The 820-nt window shown below is 52.4% G+C and carries 1 protein-coding gene; it reads right to left on the bottom strand.

What is annotated here, in order from left to right:
* Positions 1-52: 52 nt before the first annotated feature.
* Positions 53-757 carry an IS6-like element IS26 family transposase gene (locus ACJHYW_RS25260; RefSeq protein WP_001067855.1) on the bottom strand — a complete coding sequence of 235 codons (705 nt, stop codon included), beginning with the start codon at positions 755-757 and terminating at the stop codon, positions 53-55.
* Positions 758-820 lie beyond the last annotated feature (63 nt).

Genomic DNA, 820 nt, shown 5'->3' with positions numbered 1-820 from the left:
GGCACTGTTGCAAAGTTAGCGATGAGGCAGCCTTTTGTCTTATTCAAAGGCCTTACATTTCAAAAACTCTGCTTACCAGGCGCATTTCGCCCAGGGGATCACCATAATAAAATGCTGAGGCCTGGCCTTTGCGTAGTGCACGCATCACCTCAATACCTTTGATGGTGGCGTAAGCCGTCTTCATGGATTTAAATCCCAGCGTGGCGCCGATTATCCGTTTCAGTTTGCCATGATCGCATTCAATCACGTTGTTCCGGTACTTAATCTGTCGGTGTTCAACGTCAGACGGGCACCGGCCTTCGCGTTTGAGCAGAGCAAGCGCGCGACCATAGGCGGGCGCTTTATCCGTGTTGATGAATCGCGGGATCTGCCACTTCTTCACGTTGTTGAGGATTTTACCCAGAAACCGGTATGCAGCTTTGCTGTTACGACGGGAGGAGAGATAAAAATCGACAGTGCGGCCCCGGCTGTCGACGGCCCGGTACAGATACGCCCAGCGGCCATTGACCTTCACGTAGGTTTCATCCATGTGCCACGGGCAAAGATCGGAAGGGTTACGCCAGTACCAGCGCAGCCGTTTTTCCATTTCAGGCGCATAACGCTGAACCCAGCGGTAAATCGTGGAGTGATCGACATTCACTCCGCGTTCAGCCAGCATCTCCTGCAGCTCACGGTAACTGATGCCGTATTTGCAGTACCAGCGTACGGCCCACAGAATGATGTCACGCTGAAAATGCCGGCCTTTGAATGGGTTCATGTGCAGCTCCATCAGCAAAAGGGGATGATAAGTTTATCACCACCGACTATTTGCAACAGTGCC

Origin of the sequence: Escherichia sp. WS3063 (genome assembly GCF_046486595.1) — a bacterium.
Taxonomy (GTDB): Bacteria; Pseudomonadota; Gammaproteobacteria; order Enterobacterales; family Enterobacteriaceae; genus Escherichia; species Escherichia coli.
Note: the sequence above shows the minus strand (reverse complement) of the source record. Positions and strands in the feature narration are given on the sequence as shown.